Here is a 23131-nt window from a genome sequence, read left to right as displayed (position 1 = left end):
GCTTATTCTCCTGCTTTCTCAGCAGCAGCCGGCTTGGCAGCGCGGCGGCCTGCTGGAGCGGTACCTGGTTTGGCGCCCGGACGGCCACGGCCTGCCGGCTTGCCATCATCGCGACGCGGACCGCGCGGTTTTTTCTCGTCGGCCGGCACGTCGATGACCGGAGCTTCACCGGTCGGCGAACGGTCGCCCTTGTAGACCCAGACTTTCACGCCGATGATGCCGTACGTGGTCGAGGCTTCGCTGGTGCCGTAGTCGATGTCGGCGCGCAGGGTGTGCAGGGGCACACGGCCTTCGCGGTACCATTCGGTACGTGCGATCTCGATGCCGTTCAGACGGCCCGACGACATGATCTTGATGCCGACGGCGCCCAGGCGCATCGCGTTCTGCATCGCGCGCTTCATGGCGCGGCGGAACATGATACGTTTTTCGAGCTGCTGGGCGATCGAATCGGCGATCAGCTGCGAGTCGATTTCCGGCTTGCGGATCTCTTCGATGTTCACGTGCACGGGCACGCCCATGATCTTGGTCAGCGACGACTTCAGGACTTCGATGTCTTCGCCTTTCTTGCCGATCACGACGCCAGGACGCGACGAGTAGATCGTGAAGCGCGCGTTCTTGGCCGGACGCTCGATGACGATGCGGCCGACGGAGGCGTTCTTCAGTTTCTTCTTCAGGAAGGCGCGGGCTTCCAGGTCTTCCTTCAGCATGTCGGCGAAGTTGCCGTTGCCAGCGTACCAACGCGATGCCCAGTTACGGGTGACCGCCAGGCGGAAGCCGGTTGGGTGGATTTTCTGACCCATCGTATGCTCCTTAGTTACCGACAGTCACGTAGACGTGACACGATTGTTTCGAAATGCGATCGCCGCGGCCTTTTGCACGAGCCGTGAAACGCTTCAGGATCGGGCCCTTTTCGACATAGATCTGAACCACTTTCAGTTCGTCGATGTCGGCACCATCGTTGTGCTCGGCGTTCGCGATTGCGGACTCCAGCACTTTCTTGATGATGGTCGCGCCTTTCTTCGGGCTGAACTGCAGGATGTTCAGCGCAGCGTCGACTTTCTTGCCGCGGATCAGGTCCGCGACGAGGCGGCCCTTCTGCTCCGACAGGCGAACGCCTTTGAGGATAGCTTTAGTTTCCATTATTTCTTCGCCTTCTTGTCAGCGGCGTGGCCCTTGAACGTGCGGGTCAGGGCGAATTCGCCCAGCTTGTGACCGACCATGTTCTCGGAGACGTACACCGGCACGTGCACCTTGCCGTTGTGGACAGCGATCGTCAGACCGATGAAGTCCGGGGTGATCGTCGAGCGGCGCGACCAGGTTTTGACCGGCTTCTTGTCTTTGGTCGCTTGCGCGGCTTCGACCTTCTTCACCAGGTGGGCGTCAATGAACGGCCCTTTTTTCAATGAACGAGTCATGTCTTATCCTTATTTCTTGCCGCGGCGCGAAACGATCATCGAAGAAGTGCGCTTGTTCGAACGCGTCTTCTTGCCCTTCGTCTGTTGGCCCCATGGCGACACCGGGTGACGACCCGCAGCCGTACGACCTTCACCACCACCGTGCGGGTGGTCGATCGGGTTCATGACGACACCGCGGACGGTCGGGCGGACACCGCGCCAACGCATCGCACCGGCTTTACCGATCTTGCGCAGGCTGTGTTCGGCATTGCCGACTTCGCCCACGGTGGCGCGGCACTCGATGTGCACGCGGCGCACTTCACCCGAGCGCAGGCGAACCTGGGCGTAGGTGCCTTCACGGGCCATCAGCACGACAGCGGCGCCGGCGGTGCGGGCCATCTGTGCGCCTTTACCCGGCAGCATTTCGACGCAGTGCATCACGGTACCAACCGGGATGTTGCGGATCGGCAGGCAGTTACCGGCCTTGATCGGTGCTTCCGCGCCGTTCATGACGGTGTCGCCGACAGCCACGCCCTTCGGGGCGATGATGTAGGCACGTGCACCATCGGCGTAGCACAGCAGCGCGATGTGGGCGGTACGGTTCGGGTCGTATTCGATACGCTCGACCTTTGCCGGGATACCATCCTTGTTGCGCTTGAAGTCGACAACGCGGTAGTGATGCTTGTGACCACCGCCGATGTGGCGGGTGGTGATGTGGCCGTTGTTGTTACGGCCAGCAGTCTTCGATTTCTTCTCAACCAGGGCTGCGAACGGGCGACCTTTGTACAGGTCGGCGTTCACAACCTTCACCATGCCGCGGCGGCCTGGGGAGGTTGGCTTCATCTTAACGAGTGCCATTATTTAGCCTCCTCGACAAAATTGATTTCCTGGCCCGGCTTCAGGGCCACGAAAGCGCGCTTGGTGTGGTTGCGACGACCGACGAAACGGCCCGAACGCTTCTGCTTGCCTTCGCGGTTCACGGTCTGGACCGATTCCACTTCGACCTTGAACAGCAGTTCGACGGCAGCTTTGATTTCCGGCTTGGTCGCGTCCGGCAGGACCTTGAACACGATCTGTTCGTTCTTTTCCGCGACGAAGGTCGCCTTTTCGGAAATGACCGGAGCCAGCAGCACCTTCATCAGGCGCTCTTCGCTGAATTTGATTGCGGCGCTCATGCGTACATCTCCTCGATCTTGGCCAGAGCAGCTTTGGTGACCAGGACTTTCTTGTAGAACACCAGCGACATCGGGTCAGCGTGCTTCGGCTCGACAACCAGCACGTTCGGCAGGTTGCGCGATGCCAGCAGCAGGTTTTCGTCGATGGTGTCGGTGATCACCAGGACCGATTCCAGACCCATGCTCTGCAGCTTCTGCGACAGCAGCTTGGTCTTCGGCGCTTCGATCGTCAGGTTCTCGATGACGTTCAGGCGTTCTTCGCGGGCCAGCTGCGAGAGGATCGAGCACATGCCGGCGCGATGCATCTTCTTGTTGACTTTGTGCGAGAAGTTCTCGTCAGGCGAGTTCGGGAAGATACGACCACCGCCGCGCCACAGCGGCGACGACGACATACCGGCACGAGCGCGGCCGGTGCCCTTCTGGCGCCACGGCTTCTTCGTGGTGTGGCTGACTTCTTCACGATCCTTCTGCTTGCGGTTGCCGCTGCGCGCGTTGGCGGCGTAGGCGACCACGATCTGGTGGATCAGTGCTTCGTTGTAATCGCGGCCGAACACTTCGTCAGTGGCGGACACGTTCGAGCCGGCTTGGCCTTGCTCATTCAGGAGCTTGAGTTCCATCGTTTAAGCTCCTTTCTTTGCTTTGACTTTGACGGCCGGCTTGACGATCACTTGACCGTTCTTGGCGCCAGGAACGGCACCTTTCACCAGCAGCAGTTGACGCTCGGCGTCGATGCGTGCGATTTCCAGGTTCTGGGTGGTGACGGTAACGTCGCCCAGGTGACCGGTCATGCGCTTGCCAGGGAACACGCGGCCCGGATCCTGCGCCATACCGATGGAGCCAGGAACGTTGTGCGAACGCGAGTTACCGTGGGTAGCACGGCCCGATGCGAAGTTGTAGCGCTTGATGGTACCGGCGTAGCCTTTACCGATCGAGGTGCCTTGCACGTCGATTTTCTGGCCGACTTCGAACAGGGAGACATTGACTGCGTCGCCGGTCTTGAAACCAGCGGCTTGAGCGGCGTCGATGCGGAATTCCTTCAGCAGCGTACCGGCTTCCACGCCAGCTTTGGCGTAGTGACCCGCGGCGGCCTTGTTCACGCGGGAAGCGCGACGTTGACCGAACACGACCTGAACTGCCGAATAACCGTCAGTTTCAGGAGTTTTGATTTGCGCAACACGGTTGTTCGACACGTCCAGCACGGTAACGGGGATCGAATCGCCGTCGTCCGTGAAGATGCGCATCATGCCAACCTTGCGACCGAGAAGGCCCAGGCTCATTTTTTCTCCATTCCCACCTACGATTGGGCGGGGCTAATTGAACTACTACCAAAAAAGCATGGGCAAAAAAGACAGACCCATACCGAAGCCGGCTAGTATAGCGCGCGCTCCGCATGGGCGCAACAGGAGAATACGAGGATTGACGCAGTCTGTTGCGCTTTACGCAGTAGTTCTGGAGATCTGAGGAATCCACCCTGCTGGGTGGCACAGAAAAGACACCGTAGCATCTTTTCTCTGCAGGCTCGGGGCCTGCCGTATGGAGGAATTCTGGTGGGCGGTGCAGGATTCGAACCTGCGACCCCTTGGATGTCGACCAAGTATTCTAACCAGCTGAACTAACCGCCCGGGGAGCCGCATTATACGAGCTTATTTTGGCAAAGCGCAATAGCGAATTTCAAAAAGATATGCGGCGTGCGTATGCCCTTGGCATTGCGCAAGCGGGACGCGGGTTGTCGATGTCTTTTTGCAATGCTAGACTCGTCCGGATTCATGAGGGACAAGCGCCGTCTCACATCATAAATACACGCTTCACCACACATCCTCTCGCTGGCGCACGGGGCCGCACTTGCTGCAGTCCCGCTGTCTTCTCCCTCTTCGCGGCGGACGCAACGACGACGCTTCCGCCATTCCCATGCGCGCCGCCGGCCCACGGCCTCGATGCGGCACGCCCATTCTCTCGTCGTGCCCGGCACACCTTGCCGGCCATACGGCGGGACATCGCTTGCAAGGATGATCCCATGACCGCTGCTGTTCCCTTCCGTTTCCGTCCTCCCTTCCTCGATCCGGACAAACTCGTCCTCGCCACCGACCTCGACGGCACCCTGCTGGCCGGCCCGCAGGAAGCGCGGCGCCGCGTACGCGAACTGTTCGGGGGCGGCCTGGAAGGCGCGACGCTGGTGTTCGTGACGGGACGCGGCCTGGAATCCGTGATCCCGCTGCTGACCGATCCCACCATCCCGACGCCCCACTACATCATCGCCGACGTCGGCGCCACCATCGTGCACGGAGACCTGACCCCGGTCGAGCCCCTGCACCACGAGATCGCCGCGCGCTGGCCCGGCAGCCAGGCCGTGCTCAGGGCGCTGGCCGGCTTCCCCCAGCTGGAGCGCCAGAGCGTGCCGCAGGAACGGCGCTGCTCGTTCTTCGTCGGCGAGAACGCGATCACCCCGGCCCTGCGAAGCGCCGTCGAGGACCTCGGCTGCGACCTGCTGTATTCGGCCGGACGCTACCTGGACGTGCTGCCGCGCGGCGTCGCCAAGGGTCCGGCCCTGCGCCGCCTGGCCGAGACCGTCGGCTTCGACCCGGCCCACATCGTCGTCGCCGGCGACACGCTGAACGATTTGTCGCTGTTCGAGGCGGGCTTCCGCGGCATCGCCGTGGGCGGCTCGGAGCCGGCCCTGGTGGCGCAGGTACGGCGCATGAAGCACGTGTTCATCGCCGACAATGCGGGCTGCGGCGGCATCCTCGACGGCCTGGCCCACCACGGCCTGCGCGCGGCAGGCAATCACCAGCCGCCGACCGAGGAGGCGCGCGGCAAGGCTGAACTGGTGATGGTCTACCACCGCCTGCCCTTCGACGAAGCCATCGAGGACGGCGTACCCGTGCGGCGCCGTCCGAAGAGCCCGAACGGCATCATGCCCACGCTGCTGAGCCTATTTGCCGATGGCCGCACCGGTTCCTGGGTCGCCTGGTCGCAGCAGGCATCGCGCGACCCCGACGGCTTCACGGGCCACGTCGCCGTCGATCCCCAGCGCTATCCGAACCTGGAGGCGGCGCGCATCCCCCTCACGGCGGAAGACGTCGACCTGTTCTATAAAAAGTTTTCCAAGGAAGCGTTCTGGCCGATCATCTTTTCCTTCCCGGACCGCGCCGTGTTCCGCCAGGACCACTGGGAGCGTTTCCTGGAAGTGAACCGCCTGTTCGCCGAGCAGACGGCGCGCGAAGCGGCGGAAGGCGCCACCGCCTGGATCCACGACTACAATCTGTGGATGGTGCCGGCCTTCCTCCGCCCGCTGCGTCCCGACCTGAAGATCGCGTTCTTCCACCACACGGCCTTCCCTTCCAGCGACGTCTTCAACATCCTGCCTTGGCGCCGCGACATCGTCGCCAGCCTGCTGCAGTGCGACTACGTGGGCTTCCACATTCCCCGCTATGCCGAAAACTTCCTCGACGCGGCGCGCTCGTTCACGCCGCTGGAAGTCGTCGCCACGACGCCGTGCGCGCCGCGCTTCCTGACCTACGGCTGCGCGCTGGGCGTGGACACGACCACGACGGCGATCGAGGTCGGCGGACGGCGCGTGGCCCTGGGCGCCCACCCGGTCGGCACGGACGTCGCGCTGATCGAACGCCTGATGCAGACGCCCGCCGTGGCCCGGGACCTGGCCGAGATCGACGGCTACCTGGCCGGCCGCACGGGCATCGTGTCGATCGAGCGCCTGGACTATGTGAAAGGTTCGCTGGAAAAGCTGCAGGCCTTCGAGCGCCTGCTGGAACAGCATCCCGAACTAGCCGGCAAGGTCACGCTGCTGAACATCATCACGCCGGCGGCGCCCGGCATGGAGATCTACGACAGCCTGCGCGAGGAACTCGACCGCACGGTGGGCCGCATCAACGGCCGCTTCTCCACGCTGGAATGGGTGCCGGTGCGCTACTTCTACCGCTCGCTGCCATTCGAAGCGGTGCTGGCCCACTACGCCGCCTGCGATATCGCCTGGATCACGCCGCTGCGCGACGGACTGAACCTGGTCGCCAAGGAATACGTGGCGGCGCGCCAGGCGGTGGGCAAGCCGGGCACACTGATCCTGTCCGAGTTCGCCGGCGCCGCCGTCGAGCTGCACGGCGCCCTGCTGACCAACCCGTACGACACGCACTCGATGACGAGCACGTTATACCGTGCCATTACAATGGGGCCCGACGAAGCCGCCTACCGCACGGAACGCATGGCCGCCATCGTCGCCGAGCACGACGTCGCGCGCTGGGGGGAGGAATTCCTCGACGCGGTGGCGCGTGCTGCCCAGGAAGCGGAAGACCAGGCGCGCGCCCTATGAGTGCACCGATGATTCTGAAAGGATTGTGAATGCAGTTAGTTTTCTTCAATAACACCGTGCTGACCTGGCTGACGGCCCTGGGTATCGCCATCGGCGTCACGCTGGCGCTGGTGATCGTCAAGAAGGTGGTCGTGCACCACCTGCGCATCCTGTCCGAGCGCACCGCGACCCGCCTCGACGACATCGCCGTCGAGGCGCTCGAGGCGACCCGGCTGCTGGTAATGGCCGTCATGGGGCTGTATGCCGGCAGTACCTTCCTGGACCTGCCGCCCTCGGTCGACCTGTTCGCCAAGCGCACGGCCATCGTGGTCGGCCTGGTGCAGGCGGCGCTGTGGGGCAATGCGGCGCTGCGCGGCTGGCTCAAGCAGTACTACGAGAACCGCGCCACCGAACCGGGCCGCGCGACCTCGGCCGCGGCGCTGGGCTTCGTCGCGCGCATGGTGCTGTGGATCGTGATCCTCCTGATGATCCTGGATAACCTGGGCGTGAACATCACGACCCTGGTGGCCAGCCTGGGCGTCGGCGGTATCGCGGTGGCGCTGGCCGTGCAGAACATCCTGGGCGACCTGTTCGCGTCGCTGTCGATCGTGCTGGACAAGCCCTTCGTGATCGGCGACTTCATCATCGTCGACAAATACCTGGGCACCGTCGAGTACGTGGGCCTGAAGACGACGCGGATCCGCAGCCTCTCCGGCGAACAGCTGGTGTTCTCGAACGCCGACCTGCTCAAGAGTCGCCTGCAGAACATGACGCGCATGAGCCGCCGCCGCGTCGTGTTCTCGATCAGCGTCACCTACGACACCCCGCGCGACAAACTGGCCGCGATCCCGCCCATGCTGACGGAGATCGTCAAGGCCCAGCAGGAAGTCAGCTTCGACCGCGCCCATTTCCAGGGCATCGGACCGTCGTCGATGAATTTCGAGGTCGTGTACTGGGTCGAGTCGCCGGACTACAACCGCTTCATGGACATCCAGCAGCAGATCCTGCTGCAGATCGTCGACGGCCTGCAGGAGCGCAACATCCAGCTGGCCTACCCGACGCAGGCGCTGCACGTGCGCGATACGCGGCCGACGGCGCAGGACGCGGACTGGCTGGGCGGCGCCGGCGATGGACCGCGCGGCGCCCCGCCCTCCCCTGCGGACGGGGCCGCGGCGCGCAGCTGACGCCTGAGTCCTCCCGCCTCAGCGCGGCGGCGCGCAGGTCGCGCGCAGCACGAGGTGGCTTTCCAGCGCCGTGTGGCGCAGCGGCGCCTGGCTGCCGCCGATACGTTCGACGAGCCAGGCGAGCGCCAGGCGCGCCATCTCGCGCTTGGGCGGCGCCACCGTCGTCAGCGGCGGACTGGTGTAGCCGACGCCATCGAGGTCGTCGAACCCCATGACGGACAATTGCTCCGGCACGCGCACGCCGGCCTCGCGGGCGGCCCACAAGCCGCCGAAGGCCATCAGGTCGCTGGTGGCGAAGATGGCGCTGGGCGGACGGTCCGACGTCAACAGGCGGTTGAATGCCGCGTAGCCGCCGGCGCTGGTGAATTCAGCGTGCACGATGCGCTGCGGCGGCACGGGCAGGCCCGCCTCCTCCATCGTCCTCAGGAAACCCGTCATGCGCTCGATCGTGCGCGGCAGGTCGGCCGGCCCGGCCACGCAGGCGATGTCGCGGTGTCCCAGCTCGAGCAGGTGATGGGCAGCCTGGACGGCGCCGCCCGGCTCGCCGGCCAGGATCGCATCCGCGTCCAGGCCCGGCAGGGCGCGCTCGAGCTGGATCACGGGCACGCTCCCCGCGCGCATCAGCAGTTCGCGCTCGCAGTCGGCGCTGCTGGCGACGAGCAGCAGGCCGTCGATGCGCTTTTCCATCAACAGGCGCAGGTAGGCCGCCTGCTTGGCGGCGCCGCCCCGCGCATTGCACAGGATGATGTTGTAGCCCGCCTCGAAGGCTGCTTCCTCGATCCAGCGGATCAGCTCGGCGAAATACGGGTTCGACGAATCCGGCACGAGCACGCCGATCATGCCCGTCCTGTCGTTCTTGAGGCTGCGCGCCACGGCGCTCGGGATGTAACGCAGCTCGGCGATCACGCCCAGCACGCGCTGGCGTACTTCATCGCTGACGACCCGGGTATTGTTGATGACGTGCGAGACCGTCGAGATCGAGACCCCGGCCTGCTGCGCCACCTGCTTCATTGTCGCCATCGCGTTCCTCCTGAGCTGGGATTATCCGCGATGAGTTTCAGTTTTATCAAGTTTTTGAATGAAGGTTGTCATACTGACGGCGGGTCAGGTGCGGTTCAGGCGGCCGTGTCGGCCTGGCCGATCGCGTCGACCAGCGCGTCGGGCCGGTCGAGGTAGACGAACACGCAGTCGATGTCCGCGCGCTCGCGTCCCAGGTGCGCGAGGCGCACGCGTTCGCCGGGCCGCAGGACCAGGACGGCGTTGGGACGGTCGAACGGCGAGACCGTCAGCGTGCGCAGGACGTCGACGCCGTGGCGCGCGCACCAGCGCGCTACAGGCTCGTCGATGCGCCGGCAGTCAGCGATGGCGGCGACGGGGATGTCGCCCGCCGCCCGCGCGCCCACGCGCAGCCGCAGGACGCCACCGTCCAGCACATGGCAGCCGGCGCCGACCAGCCAGCGGTCGCCCAGTACCCAGGCCAGTGTCGCGATGCCGCCCATCGTCATGAGGACGTGCAGCAGGCGGCGCTTGTCCGGGTCGACGGGCAGCACGGCGACGATGGCCGCGTCCAGCGGCAGCTCGACGAGGAGGCAGAATACGGCGATGGCGAACGCGGTGCGGTAGGCGCCGAGGCCGAGGTAGCCGAACGCCTGCCCTGCCGGCGGCGCGGGCGGCGGACGCCGCAGCAGCCAGGCGATACAGCCCTGGCGCTGGGCGCGGCCGAGGCGCAGCAGACCGACCAGCTCGGGCGGCAGCCAGGCGGCCGGCAGGCGGATCCATTCGCGGCCGGCAATCGCGGCGCGGGTGCGTTCCAGCGCATTGGGCAGATGGGACAAGTCCTTCGCCGCCAGGATCATGAGGGGCATGGCGAATAGCAGCGGGCGGATGGACTGGAACAGCGACGCCGGCAACACCATGCCAAGGAACATGCCGCCGAGCAGCAGCAGCCAGGCGTTGCGCAGCACGGTGCGCCACGGGGTCCGGCGTATGCGTTCGGCGTGCATCTGCAGCATCGGCGTCATGGTGCTCTTCCAGGGATGATTGGCGTCGTCGGGCAGGGCCCACGTGACCGCCTCGGCGACGACAGTCCGGAACGGCGAATAACCGGGTAGTGAGCGAGGGAAGAGCGTTCGGAGCGCTTGAGGTTGGTACGAAAGATGAAGCCGGGAAGGAGAAGCAGGAAGACGATGAGCGCAGGCAGGGCAACGTTCATGCGAACGCGGTTTAGAGCGCCTAACAAAACCTCCATGACGGCGTTGCATCGTCTCGCCGTACGCTTGTACTGTCTTCGACGATGCGCCTTGCCCTGGAGGTTTTGTTAGGCGCTCTTATGCTGCCTTGGCTTTGGGGACGATCACGGCGCGCACCAGCTGGCCGTTTTCACGGCGAATATGAAACGCGCCGTCGACCTCATGTCGCTCCGCCTGCGAGGCCGGCCGCTCGCGCGTGATGAACTGCCTTAGCTGGTCCCGCGCTTTCGGGTCAGCAAGAAGTTCCGATGCAAGCTGGCTTTTGAGGGCTTTCATGGTTTTACTATGCCACAAGTGCTGCACGCATGCCTGGTTAATTCGTAGTGCTTTCGACGCACAAAAGAACGGGGCCGGTCCGCCATGCGGTACCGGCCCCGTGGTCGCCGGCGGAACGCGTCCGCCCGGGCGAATGGGATTACTGCAGCTTGATTTCGACGTCGACGCCAGCCGGCAGGTCCAGCTTCATCAGTGCGTCAACGGTCTTGTCGGTCGGGTCCACGATGTCCATCAGACGCTGGTGCGTACGGATTTCGAACTGGTCGCGCGAGGTCTTGTTGACGTGCGGGGAACGCAGCACGTCGAAACGCTGGATGCGGGTCGGCAGCGGGACCGGGCCCTTGACGACGGCGCCGGTGCGCTTGGCGGTGTCGACGATTTCCAGGGCGGACTGGTCGATCAGTTTGTAGTCGAACGCTTTCAGGCGGATGCGGATTTTCTGATTCGGAGCGGACATGCTATTTCCTTTAAAAGAACGTTCCGGCTTGGTGCCGGCAATGTGGTAAAGGTACTTCGGTACAGCTCAAGAGGCGGGAGTATATCATCGTTCCCGCTCAAACAGATGGGGACAGACCAAAAAGTCTGTCCCCATCGTTGTGCCCGTCAGACGGCCCGAAGGCCGCCTGCAGGCGATCTCAACCTGATGAATTAGGCCAGGATCTTGGCGACCACGCCGGCGCCGACGGTACGGCCACCTTCGCGGATTGCGAAGCGCAGACCTTCTTCCATCGCGATCGGAGCGATCAGCTTGACGGTGATCGACACGTTGTCGCCCGGCATGACCATTTCTTTGTCGGCCGGCAGCTCGATCGAGCCGGTCACGTCAGTCGTACGGAAGTAGAACTGCGGACGGTAGTTGTTGAAGAACGGGGTGTGACGGCCGCCTTCGTCTTTCGACAGGACGTACACTTCGCCGGTGAAGTTGGTGTGCGGCTTGATCGAGCCCGGCTTGGCCAGGACTTGACCACGCTGGACGTCTTCACGCTTGGTACCGCGCAGCAGCAGGCCGACGTTGTCGCCAGCTTGACCCTGGTCCAGCAGCTTGCGGAACATTTCCACGCCGGTGCAGGTGGTCTTGACGGTGTCGACGATACCGACGATTTCGATCTCTTCGCCGACCTTGATGACGCCGCGCTCGACACGACCGGTCACCACGGTACCGCGGCCCGAGATCGAGAACACGTCTTCCACCGGCATCAGGAAGGCGCCGTCAACGGCACGTTCCGGGGTCGGGATGTACGAATCCAGTGCTTCGGCCAGACGGATGATGCAGTCTTCGCCCATTTCGCCAGCTTGGCCTTCCAGGGCCATACGTGCCGAACCCTTGATGATCGGCAGGTCGTCGCCCGGGAACTCGTACTTCGACAGGAGCTCGCGCACTTCCATTTCGACCAGTTCCAGCAGTTCTGCGTCGTCGACCAGGTCGCACTTGTTCAGGAACACGATGATGTACGGAACGCCAACCTGACGCGCCAGCAGGATGTGCTCGCGGGTCTGCGGCATCGGGCCGTCAGCGGCCGAGCACACCAGGATCGCGCCGTCCATCTGGGCAGCACCGGTAATCATGTTCTTGATGTAGTCGGCGTGGCCCGGGCAGTCGACGTGCGCGTAGTGACGGTTCGCGGTTTCGTATTCGACGTGCGCGGTGTTGATGGTGATGCCGCGTGCTTTTTCTTCCGGAGCCGCATCGATCTGGTCGTATGCCTTGGCTTCGCCGCCGAACTTCTTCGACAGAACGGTTGCGATTGCAGCCGTCAGGGTGGTTTTGCCGTGGTCAACGTGACCGATGGTGCCGACGTTGACGTGCGGCTTGGTCCGTTCGAATTTTTCCTTTGCCATTTTTTTCTTCCTTTAAAGAATGACTATTTGTTTGCGGGACAGGGCATGGTTCATCGCCTTTGCCCTGTCCTCAACTAACTAGATTTTACTGACTAAGCTCTTACTTCGACTTGGCGGTGACGATCGCGTCCATCACGTGCTTCGGCGCTTCAGCGTAGTGCTTGAATTCCATCGTGTAGGTCGCACGGCCCTGGGTTGCCGAACGCAGCACGGTCGAGTAACCGAACATTTCCGACAGCGGGACTTCGGCCTTGATGATCTTGCCGCCGCCGCCCGGGATTTCGTCCATACCCTGCACCATGCCGCGGCGGGACGACAGGTCGCCCATCACGGTACCGGCGTAGTCTTCCGGCGTCTCGACTTCCACGGCCATCATCGGCTCGAGGATGACCGGATTGGCGCGCTTGCACGCTTCCTTGAACGCCATCGAACCGGCCATGCGGAACGCGTTTTCGTTCGAGTCAACGTCGTGGTACGAACCGAAGGTCAGCGTGACCTTGACGTCGACGACCGGGTAGCCGGCCATCACGCCGCTGGTCAGCGTTTCGCGAACACCCTTCTCGACTGCCGGGATGAATTCGCGCGGGATCACGCCGCCCTTGATGGCGTCGATGAACTCGAAGCCCTTGCCCGGTTCCTGCGGCTCGACCGACACGACAGCGTGGCCGTACTGGCCGCGACCGCCCGACTGCTTGACGAACTTGCCTTCGACGTCGCTGACTGCCTTGCGGATGGTTTCGCGGTAGGCAACCTGCGGCTTGCCGACGGTCGCTTCCACGTTGAATTCACGCTTCATGCGGTCGACGATGATCTCCAGGTGCAGCTCGCCCATACCACCGATGATGGTCTGGCCCGATTCTTCATCGGTACGCACGCGGAACGACGGGTCTTCCTGCGCCAGGCGGTTCAGTGCCAGGCCCATTTTTTCCTGGTCCGCCTTGGTCTTCGGCTCGACTGCCTGCTGGATCACCGGCTCCGGGAACACCATCTTTTCCAGGATGATCGGTGCCGACGGGTCGCACAGGGTTTCACCGGTGGTCGCTTCCTTCAGGCCCACGGCTGCAGCGATGTCGCCTGCACGGACTTCCTTGATCTCTTCGCGCTGGTTCGCGTGCATCTGCAGAATACGGCCGACGCGTTCCTTCTTGCCCTTGATCGGGTTGTAGACGGTATCGCCCGAGTTGATGACGCCCGAGTACACGCGGAAGAAGATCAGCTGGCCGACGAACGGGTCGGTCATGATCTTGAATGCCAGCGCAGCGAACTTCTCGCTATCGTCGGCCTTACGGGTGACCGGCTGGTCGTCTTCGTCGGTGCCACCGACCGGCGGAATGTCGACCGGCGACGGCAGGTACTCGATGACCGCGTCCAGCATGGCCTGCACGCCCTTGTTCTTGAAGGCGGTGCCGCACATCATCGGGACGATTTCGCCGTTGATGGTGCGGGTGCGCAGTGCAACCTTGATCTCTTCTTCGGACAGTTCGCCCTCTTCGAGATACTTGTTCATCAGGTCTTCGTTCGCTTCAGCAGCGGTCTCGACCAGCTTTTCACGCCATTCGTTGGCCTGATCCACCAGTTCGGCCGGCACGTCGCGGTAGTCGAACTTCATGCCCTGCGATGCGTCGTCCCAGTAGATGGCTTTCATCTTGACCAGGTCGACCACGCCCTTGAAGTTGTCTTCGGCGCCGATGGGGATCTGCAGCGGGATCGGGTTGGCCTTCAGGCGAGCGCGCATCTGCTCGTACACCTTGAAGAAGTTCGCACCGGTACGGTCCATCTTGTTGACGAATGCCAGACGCGGGACTTTGTACTTGTTAGCCTGACGCCACACGGTTTCCGACTGCGGCTGCACGCCGCCGACTGCGCAGTAGACCATGCAGGCGCCGTCCAGCACGCGCATCGAACGTTCCACCTCGATGGTGAAGTCGACGTGGCCCGGGGTATCGATGATGTTGAAGCGGTGCGGCTCGAAGTTGTTCGCCATGCCCTTCCAGAAGCAGGTCGTTGCTGCGGAAGTGATGGTGATGCCGCGTTCCTGCTCCTGCTCCATCCAGTCCATGGTGGCGGCACCGTCGTGCACTTCACCGATCTTGTGGTTCACACCGGTGTAGAACAGGATGCGCTCGGTGGTGGTGGTCTTACCGGCGTCGATGTGAGCGGAGATACCGATGTTACGGTAGCGCTCAATAGGGGTAGTGCGTGCCATAAATTTTCCTAACTTTTGAATGGACAAAACCGAGCAGCATTCTGGTGATCAAAATGAGCTCGGCCTGAACAACAGGTACTGCTGGGACGGCGCCCCGCGCGGGAAGCGTCCCGCGCCGGTTTGTCCTTCTTGTTTGCTTAGAAGCGGAAGTGCGAGAACGCCTTGTTCGCTTCAGCCATGCGGTGCACTTCGTCACGACGCTTCATCGCGCCGCCGCGGCCTTCCGCTGCTTCCATCAGTTCGCCACCCAGACGCTGCGGCATGGATTTCTCGCTACGCTTGTTTGCGGCTTCGCGCAACCAACGCATAGACAGAGCCATACGGCGGACCGGACGCACTTCAACAGGCACCTGGTAGTTGGCGCCGCCGACGCGGCGGGATTTCACCTCGACCATCGGCTTGGCGTTGTTGATCGCGGCAACGAACACTTCCAGCGGGTCCTTGCCCGATTTGGTCTGGATGTAGTCGAACGCACCGTAGATGATTTGTTCTGCGACCGACTTCTTGCCGGACAGCATCAGAACGTTGACGAACTTGGCGACATCGGTGTTGCCGAATTTCGGATCCGGCAGAATCTCGCGCTTGGGTACTTCACGACGACGTGGCATTTCAATTCCTTCCTGTCTTCAGTTGAGTGCTGGATCGCACTCGCGAAAGGCCCTCATGACCCTTCACTTACTCGGCCTTCCGGCCGGCTCAACTCAACAAATTAAATAGCGAAAGTGGCTAAGAATTACTTCTTGGCGGCTTTAGCGCGCTTGGCACCGTACTTCGAACGTGCCTGCTTACGGTCTTTCACGCCCTGGGTATCCAGTGCGCCGCGGACCATGTGGTAACGCACACCCGGCAAGTCTTTCACACGGCCGCCGCGGATCAGGACGACGCTGTGCTCTTGCAGGTTGTGGCCTTCACCGCCGATGTACGAAATGACTTCGAAACCGTTGGTCAGGCGAACTTTTGCCACTTTACGCAGTGCCGAGTTCGGCTTCTTCGGAGTGGTGGTGTAGACACGGGTGCAGACACCGCGCTTCTGCGGGCAGTTTTCCAGTGCCGGCGACTTGCTCTTCACAACCGCGGCTTCACGCGGCTTGCGAATCAGTTGATTGATGGTTGGCATCGTTCTTAATCCAACAAATTACTGCGTTGACGACCCGGACCTTCTTGCTGGCCCGGGGACTGAAACCTAGTCCCGTTCCCGCGCTACAGGCGACAATAGCCACTCGCCGATGGGAGCAGCTTTTGGTGCGTATACGATGCGCAGAATAAAACGAGAACTCGCGAGTATAGACCCGAAGTAGCGCAAGGTCAACCGACTCGCAGACCTGTCACCTCGACAATGGGGGAAGCATGTGTAAACGCCAACGGAGTGTCGCGTTGGCGATACATCATGTGGGCACCGGGATGCCTCCACCGTAGAGGGCGGCGTTTCTCTCTACAAACACTGGATAATAGCCGCCTCAGCTTTCAGCCCCGGCTTCCGCTCGTCCAGATGGTATTCCTGCTGCGCCCGCGCAACCTGTATGTCGCGCTCACCTATGTGCTGCTGTCGTGCACGCCCCTCGCCGGCGTCCTGTTCGGCGAGCCCCTCGCCCATCCAGGGATGGTCGCCGGCATCGAACTGATGGCGTGGCTGGGCGTCTGGGCCGTGTTCAAGCGCCCCGCCTGGTTCCACTGGCTGCTGCTGCCCGCCTTCCTGGCACTGCCGGTCGAGCTCTATTTATATGTGTTCTACGGCCAGGGCATCTCGACCCACCACCTGGGCATCCTTGCCGAGACCAGTCCGTCCGAGGCGGCGGAATTCCTGGGCAGCAAGGTCTGGCTGCTGGGCGGCGTCGCCGTCGCCGTGCTCGCCTGGTTCGTCACCAGCTGGATGGCGGCCTGGCGCACGCGCGACCTCGACTGGAACGACGTCTCGCGCCACGTCGTGCTGGCCGCGCTGGCGCTGGCGGTCGGCGTGTTCGCCTACGGCCGGCACTTCGGCATCGCGCCCACGCCGCCGAAGGCCGTCGCGCGCGCCGCCCAGCCGTCCGCCAGCGTCGCGAAAGTGGCCGCGAAGGGGAGCAGCAAGGCATCCGAGGAGGACGAGGAAGAGGAAGCGCCAGCGCCGCCCGCGAGCACGGCACCGCGCCGCGGCGCCCTGCCCCCGCTCGCGCACTGGGCGCAGCTGCCGTTCGACCTCGACGCCTTCGCCCATTCCTGGCCGTTCGGCATCGTGGCGCGCGGCGTCGACTTCTACAAGGAGCGCGTCTACCTCGCCGACCTGAACCGCAGCAGCGCCGCCTTCCGCTTCCATGCCCGGGCGGACGAGGACAGCGCGCAGGCGCAGGTGGTCGTCATGGTCATCGGCGAATCCTCGCGCTACGACCGCTGGAGCCTGAACGGCTACGCGCGCGAGACCAACCCGCTGCTGTCGCAGCAGGCCAACCTGGTGCCGCTGGCCGACGTGATCACCTCGGTCTCGGCCACGCGCCTGTCGGTACCCGTGATCATCTCGCGCAAGCCGGCCACGCAAAGCCTGAAGGACGGCTTTTCGGAGAAATCCTTCATCAGCGCCTTCAAGGAAGCCGGCTACAAGACCTTCTGGCTGTCGAACCAGATCTCGTTCGGCAAGTTCGACACGCCCGTCTCCGTGTTCGCCAAGGAAGCGGACGTCGTCGACTTCCTCAACCTGGGCGGCTTCACCGACAACTCGAACTACGACGAGGTGCTGTTCGCGCCGCTGGCGCACGCGCTGGCCGATCCGGCGCCGCGGAAGCTGCTCGTGCTGCACACGCTGGGCAGCCACTGGAACTACAGCCACCGCTACCCGAAGCAGTTCGACAAATGGCAGCCCTCGCTGTTCGGCGTCGACAAGCCCGTGTTCACCGACATCGCCATCCGCGACAAGCTGAACAACAGCTACGACAGCTCGATCCTGTACACCGACTGGTTCCTCGACCGCGTGATCGAGTCCCTGAAGGGCGTGCACCAGCCGGCCTCGATGCTGTACGTGGCCGACCACGGACAGACGCTGTACGACGGCACCTGCAAGCTGGTGTTCCACGGCCACAATACCCAGTACGAATTCCACGTCCCCGCGTTCGCCTGGTATTCGGACGAATACGCCGAGCGCTACCCCGGCAAGGTCGACCAGCTGCGCCGCCACCGCAAGGCGAAACTGGCGACCGAGAACATGTTCCACACCCTGCTCGACCTGGGCGGCGTGCGCTACCCCGACGAACGGCTATCGTGGAGCTTCGCCAACCCCGCGTTCCGCCGCCACAAGCGCTACGTCGACAGCTACGGCTGGACCGACTACGACAACGCCGCCATCAAGGGCGACTGCCACGAAGTCATCGCCAAGGGCAAGCCCCTCCCGCGCAGCTGATGATCTGCATAAATTCGGGGTCAGAGCACATTTCCGGTATCGTGAAAAATGTGCTCTGACCCCGAATTTCTAAGTTAGTTCTCAAACAGACAACGCCTGTTGTCCGCGAAATGATGGCATCGATTCTTCCGATCGATCCTCTTTCCGAAAGCGACCACGATGAAACTCCATCTCGGCATGGCAGTCGTTTGCCTGGCGTCCGCCGGCGCCTGGGCCCAGCAAGGCGACGGTACGGATACCGGCGCCCAGATCCATATCTTCAAGCCCGACAAGGTCGAACCCACAGCCTCGCGCATGGCCGCCATCAAGGCGCCCGCCGGCTTCACCGTGACGCCGTTCGCCACTGGCCTGAAGAATGCCCGCATCGTCGCGGTGGCGCCCGGCGGCGACGTCTACGTGAGCCGGCGCGACCAGGGCGACGTCGTCCTGCTGCGCGATGCGAACGGCGACGGCCGCGCCGACGGTCCGCCGCAGATCGTGGCCGCCCGCGCCGGTGCGCATGGCCTGGCGATCAAGGACGGCAAGCTGTACCTGGTGACCGTGAAGGAATTGTTCGTGGCCGACATCCGGCCGGACGGCCGCCTGGGCGAGCTGCAGATGCTGGTAGGCGACCTGCCGGACGCCGGCCAGCACGCCAACCGCACCATCGCCTTCGGCCCCGACGGCATGCTGTACCTGAGCGCCGGCAGCACCTGCAATGCCTGCAACGAGAACAACCAGGAAAACGCGACCATGCTGCGCTTTTCCCCGGACTTCAAGAGCCGCACCATCGTCGCCACGGGCCTACGCAACACCATCGGCTTCGACTGGCAGCCGCGCAGCGGGGAGCTGTGGGGCTTCGACCACGGCATCGACTTCCTCGGCGACGACGAACAGCCGGAGGAGCTGAACCGGATCGAGGCGGGCAAGCGCTACGGCTGGCCGCACGTCACCGGCGCCGGCAGCATCTACCCGCAGAGCACCCCGATCGGCGAGATCAAGAAGACAGAATGGAAGGCGCTCAGCACGCCGATGGTGCTCGGCTACACCGCGCACGCGGCGCCGATGCAGATGGTGTTCTACAAGGGCACGGGCTTCCCCGCCGAATACCAGGGCGACGCCTTCGTCACCATGCGCGGCTCGTGGAACCGCAAGAAGGCGGCCGGCTACGAGATCGTGCGCGTGCGCTTCCAGGATGGCCAGGCGAAGTCGATCGAACCCTTCGTCACCGGCTTCCTCACCGACGGCGGCCGCACCCACATCGCGCGCCCGGTCGGCCTGGCGATGGCGAAGGATGGCGCGCTGCTGATGGCCGACGATGCCAACGGCGTCATCTACCGCGTGGCCTACACCGGCAACGCGGCGCGCGCCACGTCCGCCCTGCAGGCGCCGGCCGGCCCGATGCAGCAGCAGGCGAGCAAGGGCAGCGGCGTGCCGGTGGCGTTCACGCGGCCGCAGACCGAGTCCAAGGGCAAGCTGACGGTCGGCTCGTCCAGCTTCGCCAAGGGCGGCGCGATGCCGGCGAAGTACACGGAATATGCGGACGGCGTGGCGCCGGCGCTGTCCTGGAGCCCCGTGCCGAACGCGCAATCGTATGTCGTGATCATGGAAGATCCCGATGCGAAACCGGTGACGCCGGTCGTGCACTGGCTGGCCTGGAACATTCCAGCCAGGGTGACGAGCCTGCCCGAAGGCCTGCAGGAGCAGCCGCGCCTGACGGAGCCGGACGGCGTACTGCAGGGCAGCACCTCGCACGGCTCGACCGGCTGGTACGGCCCGCATCCGCCGGTCGGCGACGCGCCGCACCACTACCACTTCCAGGTGTATGCGCTGGACCGCATGCTCGACGTGCCCTGGGGATCGGACCGCGACACGCTGCTCGCGGCGATGCAGGGACACGTGCTGGCCAAGGGTGAGCTGGTCGGGACGTATGCGCAGAAGCAGAACCCGCTGAAATAATCCACCACGTCGCCCCTGCGCAGGCAGGGGCCCGATTGGCACGCGCAGCCGGCACGCTTCGGACTTGGGCCCCTGCCTTCGCAGGGGCGACGGTCAAGGCGTTTCCCGCGCCAATAAATCCGCGCCCGCCTCGCTCCCTCTCTGCCGCGCCAACCACCCCGCCACCCGCTCCGCCTTGCGCTGCACGGCCACGCCGAAGCCCCGTTCGGCCAGCAGCGACACGCCATTGGTCCGCCCCAGCACGCCCGGCTCCAGCCGCAGCGCGCCGTCCGGTCCCTGCACGATGCGCCACGGCGCCAGCCGGTGCGACAGCAAGGGGCCCAGCACCAGGTTGTGCGAGGAGACGACGACCAGCGCATCGCGCGCCAGTTCGTCGACGACGGCGGCCGCCGCCGATACGGACTCTTCATGATTGGTGCCGCGGAAGATCTCGTCGACGAGGCACACGACGGCCCGCCCGCCGGCGGCCAGCGCCAGCAGCTCGCGCGCCCGCGCCAGTTCGGCGATGTACAGGCTGTGGCCATTCAACAGCGAATCCTCGTTCTGCATGCTGGCGACGACGGGCAGCGCCGGCAAGGCGGCCTGGCGCGCGTAACAGAAGCCGAAGGCGCGCGCGGCGGCCAGGTTCAGGCCCAGCATGCGCAGGAACGTGCTCTTGCCGACGCCGTTCTGGCCCGACAGGAATACGCCCTTGCCGTCCAGCGTGACCGACAGCGCGGCGGCATCGTCGAGCAGCGGATGCACGCCCGCCTCCAGCGCCAGCGTGCGCGCGCCGCTACGCTCCGCCCAGCACCAGTGCCCGCGGCCGCGCAGGTGGCGGGCCAGCGCGAGGTCCGCCTCCAGCTCCGCGCACAGGTCGAAGCAGCGGCGCAGGAAACCGCGTTCGCGCGCGACCAGCGCCAGCGTCGCGAAGTAATGGCGGATGTTCGACGCCACGAACCAGTCGCCGTATTCGCTCGCACCCGGCACGATCGATGACAGGGGCGGGCGCGCCAGTGCCCGGCTCAGGCGCCCGGCATCCCGGCGCAGGCCGTCGAAGTCCGCCGCCAGCGGCAGGCCGCTGCCGTCCAGCAGCGAGCAGGCGCGCAGCAGCATCTGCAGCGCGTCGGTCGACTTCTTCCACGCGACGGCCTCGTCGCGCCAGCGCATCTGCATGGCCACCAGCAGGTACATCGCCACGCCCACGCCGATCCAGCCCAGCGGCGAGACCGCCAGCGCCGCGGCGACCGACAGCACCAGCAGCAGCGTCAGCAGGGGCGCACGGGCGACCAGCGCGGGCTGCGCAGGCGCGGGCGGCGCCTGCTCGTCGAACAGCAGCGCCGCCGTCTCGACTTCGGCAGAGCGCAGCGCGACGAGGCTGCGCTGCAGCGGCGCGATGGCTTCCGGTTCGTCCAGCAGGCGCTGCACGCGCGCCCTGCGGACAGCGGCCTCCGGCGCGGACACGCCCGCGCGCAGGCGCCGGTACAGCACCTGGCGCCCGAAGATGCTGACCTTGTCCGCCCCATCCTGCGACAAGGTCTCCAGGTAGCGTTCCAGCAGCAGGTCGCGCCAGGTCTGGTCGTCGAGATCGTCGGCCCGGTCATGCCGGCCCAGGCCGTGCAGGCGGGCGACGTCGCTCGGCGCGAACGGATAGTCGAGCGGTTCCGGCTCGGGACGTTGCGCCAGGCGGGCAAGCCAGGACTTCACGGAGGACATGGGCGCTTTCGGAGTGGATTGTGAACCGGAAATATGTCCGGTGTCCGAAATATCAATAGTGCAACCGTCCGCACTGTCCGCGGCCGGGTCCGCCGGACAGTGCGGACACGTCCGCTCGGGCGAGGACGGCAGCGGACACCTTGTGAAATCAAGGACTTGGAAGCTGGCACGCTTCCTGCAAACAAGACCGTGTCCAAGACCGCCCGAGACCACACAGAGACCACCCATGATCCGCGATACCTCCCACCAGGATGCCGTCCTCGCCCCGCCGCCGGGCTTCAAGCTCAAGCGCCGCGCCCTCTGGATCGGCGCCGCCGTCGGCGTCGTCGCCCTGTGCGCCGCGCTCGTGACCACGTGGCGCAGCAGCGAAGCCTCGGTCAGCGCGGCGCGCCTGCGCATCGCCGAGGTCACGCGCGGCACGCTGGTGCGCGACGCCTCCGTCAACGGCCGCGTCGTCGCCGCCGTCAGCCCGACGCTGTATGCCAAGGCGCCGTCCACCGTCAACCTGAAGGTCGCCGCCGGCGACACCGTCAAGAAGGGGCAGGTGCTGGCCGTGCTGGAGTCGCCCGACCTGTCCGACGCCCTCAAGCGCGAGCGCTCGACCTACGAGCAATTGAAGGCCGAGGTGGCGCGCCAGCACATCCTGGCCGACAAGCAGAAGCTCCTGGCGCGCAAGGAGGCCGACACCGCCGAGATCGAGCGCCTGTCGGCCCAGCGCACGCTGGAGCGCTACGAGAGCGTGGCGCAGGTCGGCGTCATCGCCAAGATCGACTACCAGAAGGCCAAGGATGCGCTGCAGTCGGCCGAGATCCGCGCCAGGCACGCCGCCCAGGCCGCGGGCCTGGAGGGCCAGGACGTGCAGCTGGCGCTGCAGACCAAGACCAACGAGCTGGAACGCGCCGCCCTGTCGCTGGGCGAGGCGCAGCGCCGCGTCGACGAACTGACGGTGCGCGCGCCCGTCGACGGCTTCATCGGCACGCTGAACGTGCAGGACCGCATGGTCGTCGCGGCCAACGCGCCCTTGATGACGCTGGTCGACCTGTCCAAGCTCGAAGTCGAGATCGAGGTGCCGGAGACCTATGTGAACGACCTGGGCATCGGCATGAACGCGGAAGTCACCCTGCCCTCCGGCTCCGCCACCGGCAAGCTGTCCGCGCTGTCGCCGGAAGTCGTCAAGAACATGGTGCTGGCGCGGGTACGCTTCGAAGGAGAACAACCGAAAGGCCTGCGCCAGAGCCAGCGCGTGACGGCGCGCCTGCTCATCGAGGAAAAGCCGAACGTGCTGATGGTGGCGCGCGGCCCCTTCGTCGAGAGCGAGGGCGGACGCTATGCCTACGTGGTGCGCGACGGCATCGCCACGCGCACCCCGATCAAGCTGGGCGCCACCAGCATCTCCGCCGTCGAGATCCTGGGCGGCCTGAAACAGGGCGACCGCATCGTGGTCGCCGGCACCGACGCCTTCGAGAACGCCCAGCGCATCTCGATCAACCAATAACACAACGTCA

21 protein-coding genes and 1 tRNA gene are annotated in these 23131 nt (G+C 64.7%); 5 read left to right on the top strand and 17 right to left on the bottom strand.

The features are described from left to right. Positions 1–2: 2 nt before the first annotated feature. From rpsC to ACI1V7_RS17930, 8 genes are all read right to left on the bottom strand, one after another. Entirely contained in the window at positions 3–800 is a 798-nt protein-coding gene (gene rpsC, locus ACI1V7_RS17965; protein ID WP_290414984.1) for a 30S ribosomal protein S3, read from the bottom strand. A 10-nt stretch (positions 801–810) separates the two neighbouring features. Then, positions 811–1143, bottom strand: coding sequence for a 50S ribosomal protein L22 (gene rplV, locus ACI1V7_RS17960; protein WP_170976705.1), 333 nt, complete (start codon positions 1141–1143; stop codon positions 811–813). Next, on the bottom strand, positions 1140–1415 hold the full coding sequence (gene rpsS, locus ACI1V7_RS17955; protein WP_078034747.1) for a 30S ribosomal protein S19: 276 nt from the start codon (positions 1413–1415) through the stop codon (positions 1140–1142). The genes rplV and rpsS overlap by 4 nt, the downstream gene beginning before the upstream one ends. Positions 1416–1424: 9 nt before the next feature. Further along, a complete protein-coding gene (gene rplB, locus ACI1V7_RS17950; protein WP_404533152.1) occupies positions 1425–2252 on the bottom strand; it encodes a 50S ribosomal protein L2 in 828 nt (275 codons plus the stop codon). Then, on the bottom strand, positions 2252–2569 hold the full coding sequence (rplW, locus tag ACI1V7_RS17945; RefSeq protein ID WP_230023578.1) for a 50S ribosomal protein L23: 318 nt from the start codon (positions 2567–2569) through the stop codon (positions 2252–2254). Before rplW ends, rplB begins: the two co-directional genes overlap by 1 nt. Continuing rightward, positions 2566–3186 (bottom strand): 50S ribosomal protein L4, encoded by a 621-nt coding sequence (gene rplD / locus ACI1V7_RS17940; protein ID WP_314547645.1) that lies wholly within the window; start codon positions 3184–3186, stop codon positions 2566–2568. The genes rplW and rplD overlap by 4 nt, the downstream gene beginning before the upstream one ends. A gap of 3 nt (positions 3187–3189) precedes the next feature. Further along, positions 3190–3846, bottom strand: a complete 657-nt coding sequence (gene rplC, locus ACI1V7_RS17935; RefSeq protein WP_404533151.1) for a 50S ribosomal protein L3 — start codon at positions 3844–3846, stop codon at positions 3190–3192. 268 nt (positions 3847–4114) lie between these two features. Beyond that, positions 4115–4191, bottom strand: a tRNA-Val gene (locus ACI1V7_RS17930). Between the two features lie 392 nt (positions 4192–4583). Between ACI1V7_RS17930 and ggpS the strand changes: the two genes are divergently transcribed. Continuing rightward, a complete protein-coding gene (gene ggpS, locus ACI1V7_RS17925; RefSeq protein ID WP_404533149.1) occupies positions 4584–6893 on the top strand; it encodes a glucosylglycerol-phosphate synthase in 2310 nt (769 codons plus the stop codon). A 29-nt stretch (positions 6894–6922) separates the two neighbouring features. After that, entirely contained in the window at positions 6923–8056 is a 1134-nt protein-coding gene (locus ACI1V7_RS17920) for a mechanosensitive ion channel family protein (RefSeq protein WP_404533148.1), read from the top strand. Positions 8057–8074: 18 nt separating this feature from the next. Here ACI1V7_RS17920 and ACI1V7_RS17915 read toward each other — a convergent pair whose 3' ends face one another. The 8 genes from ACI1V7_RS17915 to rpsL all read right to left on the bottom strand — a co-directional run bounded on the left by ACI1V7_RS17915 (position 8075) and on the right by rpsL (position 15743). Then, entirely contained in the window at positions 8075–9076 is a 1002-nt protein-coding gene (locus tag ACI1V7_RS17915; protein WP_404533147.1) for a LacI family DNA-binding transcriptional regulator, read from the bottom strand. Between the two features lie 95 nt (positions 9077–9171). Beyond that, positions 9172–10077 carry a hypothetical protein gene (locus tag ACI1V7_RS17910; protein ID WP_404533146.1) on the bottom strand — a complete coding sequence of 302 codons (906 nt, stop codon included), beginning with the start codon at positions 10075–10077 and terminating at the stop codon, positions 9172–9174. A 306-nt stretch (positions 10078–10383) separates the two neighbouring features. After that, complete coding sequence (locus ACI1V7_RS17905) at positions 10384–10581, bottom strand: hypothetical protein (protein WP_404533145.1); 198 nt, start codon at positions 10579–10581, stop codon at positions 10384–10386. 139 nt (positions 10582–10720) lie between these two features. Then, the gene (gene rpsJ, locus ACI1V7_RS17900) at positions 10721–11038 is read right to left on the bottom strand and encodes a 30S ribosomal protein S10 (protein ID WP_005663509.1); all 318 of its coding nucleotides are present in this window, start codon (positions 11036–11038) and stop codon (positions 10721–10723) included. Between the two features lie 191 nt (positions 11039–11229). Beyond that, positions 11230–12420 (bottom strand): elongation factor Tu, encoded by a 1191-nt coding sequence (tuf, locus tag ACI1V7_RS17895; RefSeq protein WP_404533080.1) that lies wholly within the window; start codon positions 12418–12420, stop codon positions 11230–11232. Between the two features lie 100 nt (positions 12421–12520). Then, a complete protein-coding gene (fusA, locus tag ACI1V7_RS17890) occupies positions 12521–14626 on the bottom strand; it encodes an elongation factor G (protein WP_404533144.1) in 2106 nt (701 codons plus the stop codon). Positions 14627–14763: 137 nt separating this feature from the next. Further along, entirely contained in the window at positions 14764–15234 is a 471-nt protein-coding gene (gene rpsG / locus ACI1V7_RS17885; RefSeq protein WP_314544695.1) for a 30S ribosomal protein S7, read from the bottom strand. 125 nt (positions 15235–15359) lie between these two features. Continuing rightward, a complete protein-coding gene (gene rpsL / locus ACI1V7_RS17880; RefSeq protein ID WP_036240557.1) occupies positions 15360–15743 on the bottom strand; it encodes a 30S ribosomal protein S12 in 384 nt (127 codons plus the stop codon). Positions 15744–16115: 372 nt separating this feature from the next. On the opposite strand from rpsL, the gene ACI1V7_RS17875 reads away from it, so the two are divergent. Further along, on the top strand, positions 16116–17993 hold the full coding sequence (locus ACI1V7_RS17875) for a phosphoethanolamine transferase (RefSeq protein WP_404533143.1): 1878 nt from the start codon (positions 16116–16118) through the stop codon (positions 17991–17993). Positions 17994–18152: 159 nt separating this feature from the next. Beyond that, positions 18153–19931, top strand: a complete 1779-nt coding sequence (locus ACI1V7_RS17870) for a YbhB/YbcL family Raf kinase inhibitor-like protein (protein WP_404533142.1) — start codon at positions 18153–18155, stop codon at positions 19929–19931. Between the two features lie 93 nt (positions 19932–20024). Here the strand turns inward: ACI1V7_RS17870 and ACI1V7_RS17865 are convergent, their stop codons facing one another. After that, positions 20025–21626, bottom strand: coding sequence for a MutS-related protein (locus ACI1V7_RS17865; RefSeq protein WP_404533141.1), 1602 nt, complete (start codon positions 21624–21626; stop codon positions 20025–20027). Positions 21627–21852: 226 nt separating this feature from the next. Between ACI1V7_RS17865 and ACI1V7_RS17860 the strand changes: the two genes are divergently transcribed. Next, complete coding sequence (locus ACI1V7_RS17860; RefSeq protein ID WP_404533140.1) at positions 21853–23121, top strand: efflux RND transporter periplasmic adaptor subunit; 1269 nt, start codon at positions 21853–21855, stop codon at positions 23119–23121. Positions 23122–23131 lie beyond the last annotated feature (10 nt).

The sequence above is a fragment of the Massilia paldalensis genome (genome assembly GCF_044901715.1).
GTDB lineage: Bacteria > Pseudomonadota > Gammaproteobacteria > Burkholderiales > Burkholderiaceae_D > Telluria > Telluria paldalensis.
Note: the sequence above shows the minus strand (reverse complement) of the source record. Positions and strands in the feature narration are given on the sequence as shown.

Excerpts from the sequence above, each read along its gene's own strand:
- rpsC (WP_290414984.1), bottom strand. The coding sequence starts at position 800 with ATGGGTCAGAAAATCCACCCAACCGGCTTCCGCCTGGCGGTCACCCGT.
- rpsS (WP_078034747.1), bottom strand. The coding sequence starts at position 1,415 with ATGACTCGTTCATTGAAAAAAGGGCCGTTCATTGACGCCCACCTGGTG.
- rplB (WP_404533152.1), bottom strand. The coding sequence starts at position 2,252 with ATGGCACTCGTTAAGATGAAGCCAACCTCCCCAGGCCGCCGCGGCATG.
- rplW (WP_230023578.1), bottom strand. The coding sequence starts at position 2,569 with ATGAGCGCCGCAATCAAATTCAGCGAAGAGCGCCTGATGAAGGTGCTG.
- rplD (WP_314547645.1), bottom strand. The coding sequence starts at position 3,186 with ATGGAACTCAAGCTCCTGAATGAGCAAGGCCAAGCCGGCTCGAACGTG.
- rplC (WP_404533151.1), bottom strand. The coding sequence starts at position 3,846 with ATGAGCCTGGGCCTTCTCGGTCGCAAGGTTGGCATGATGCGCATCTTC.
- ggpS (WP_404533149.1), top strand. The coding sequence starts at position 4,584 with ATGACCGCTGCTGTTCCCTTCCGTTTCCGTCCTCCCTTCCTCGATCCG.
- ACI1V7_RS17920 (WP_404533148.1), top strand. The coding sequence starts at position 6,923 with ATGCAGTTAGTTTTCTTCAATAACACCGTGCTGACCTGGCTGACGGCC.
- ACI1V7_RS17915 (WP_404533147.1), bottom strand. The coding sequence starts at position 9,076 with ATGGCGACAATGAAGCAGGTGGCGCAGCAGGCCGGGGTCTCGATCTCG.
- ACI1V7_RS17910 (WP_404533146.1), bottom strand. The coding sequence starts at position 10,077 with ATGACGCCGATGCTGCAGATGCACGCCGAACGCATACGCCGGACCCCG.
- ACI1V7_RS17905 (WP_404533145.1), bottom strand. The coding sequence starts at position 10,581 with ATGAAAGCCCTCAAAAGCCAGCTTGCATCGGAACTTCTTGCTGACCCG.
- rpsJ (WP_005663509.1), bottom strand. The coding sequence starts at position 11,038 with ATGTCCGCTCCGAATCAGAAAATCCGCATCCGCCTGAAAGCGTTCGAC.
- tuf (WP_404533080.1), bottom strand. The coding sequence starts at position 12,420 with ATGGCAAAGGAAAAATTCGAACGGACCAAGCCGCACGTCAACGTCGGC.
- fusA (WP_404533144.1), bottom strand. The coding sequence starts at position 14,626 with ATGGCACGCACTACCCCTATTGAGCGCTACCGTAACATCGGTATCTCC.
- rpsG (WP_314544695.1), bottom strand. The coding sequence starts at position 15,234 with ATGCCACGTCGTCGTGAAGTACCCAAGCGCGAGATTCTGCCGGATCCG.
- rpsL (WP_036240557.1), bottom strand. The coding sequence starts at position 15,743 with ATGCCAACCATCAATCAACTGATTCGCAAGCCGCGTGAAGCCGCGGTT.
- ACI1V7_RS17875 (WP_404533143.1), top strand. The coding sequence starts at position 16,116 with ATGGTATTCCTGCTGCGCCCGCGCAACCTGTATGTCGCGCTCACCTAT.
- ACI1V7_RS17870 (WP_404533142.1), top strand. The coding sequence starts at position 18,153 with ATGAAACTCCATCTCGGCATGGCAGTCGTTTGCCTGGCGTCCGCCGGC.
- ACI1V7_RS17865 (WP_404533141.1), bottom strand. The coding sequence starts at position 21,626 with ATGTCCTCCGTGAAGTCCTGGCTTGCCCGCCTGGCGCAACGTCCCGAG.
- ACI1V7_RS17860 (WP_404533140.1), top strand. The coding sequence starts at position 21,853 with ATGATCCGCGATACCTCCCACCAGGATGCCGTCCTCGCCCCGCCGCCG.